Raw genomic sequence first — 1,177 nt, 5'->3', positions numbered from 1 at the left:
ATGGCAAAGGAAAAGTTTGAGCGTAATAAGCCGCACGTCAACATTGGTACGATTGGCCACGTTGACCACGGCAAGACCACGCTGACGGCAGCAATCACCAAGTATTTCGGTGACTTCAAAGCGTATGACCAGATTGACGGCGCGCCTGAAGAAAAAGCGCGTGGCATCACCATCTCGACCGCCCACGTGGAGTACGAGACCGACAACCGCCACTACGCGCACGTCGACTGCCCCGGCCACGCCGACTACGTCAAGAACATGATCACCGGTGCTGCCCAGATGGACGGCGCGATCCTGGTTGTGAACGCAGCTGACGGCCCGATGCCGCAGACCCGCGAGCACATCCTGCTGGGCCGCCAGGTTGGCATCCCGAAGATGGTCGTGTTCATGAACAAAGTTGACCAGGTTGACGACGAAGAGCTGCTGGAACTGGTTGAGATGGAAGTTCGCGAACTGCTGTCCAGCTATGAATACCCCGGCGACGATATTCCGATCATCGCAGGTTCGGCTCTGGCCGCAATGGAAGGCAACAACCCGGAAATCGGCGAAGAGAAGATCAAAGAACTGATGGCGGCTGTTGATGACTACATCGACACCCCTGAGCGTGAAGTTGACAAGCCGTTCCTGATGCCGGTTGAAGACGTGTTCTCGATCTCGGGTCGTGGTACTGTTGTGACCGGTCGTGTTGAGCGTGGCGTGATCAACGTTGGCGACGAGATCGAAATCGTCGGCATCCGCGACACTCAGAAAACCACCTGTACCGGTGTTGAAATGTTCCGCAAGCTGCTGGACCGCGGTGAAGCGGGCGACAACATCGGCGCCCTGCTGCGCGGTATCGACCGTGACGGCGTTGAGCGTGGACAGGTTCTGTGTAAGCCGGGTTCGGTGACACCGCACACCAAGTTCGAAGCCGAAGCCTACATCCTGACCAAGGAAGAAGGCGGTCGTCACACCCCGTTCTTCGCGAACTACCGCCCGCAGTTCTACTTCCGGACCACTGACGTGACCGGCACCGTGACCCTGGCGGCTGGTACCGAGATGGTTATGCCCGGCGACAACGTCGGCTTCACCGTCGAGCTGATCGCGCCGATCGCGATGGAAGACGGCCTGCGTTTCGCCATCCGCGAAGGCGGCCGCACCGTCGGCGCCGGCGTCGTGTCGAAAATCATCGAGTAAT

1 protein-coding gene is annotated in these 1,177 nt (G+C 59.0%); it reads left to right on the top strand.

The genetic code is table 11. From position 1 onward, the window contains the following. Positions 1-1,176, top strand: a 1,176-nt coding sequence (gene tuf / locus ACR0IU_RS22265; protein WP_010441214.1) for an elongation factor Tu, incomplete at its 5' end; no start/stop codon positions are given. Position 1,177 lies beyond the last annotated feature (1 nt).

The organism is Ruegeria sp. CL5, from assembly GCF_056536485.1.
The sequence above is the reverse complement of the archived record's forward strand: the minus strand, read 5'-3'. Positions and strand labels throughout refer to the sequence as shown.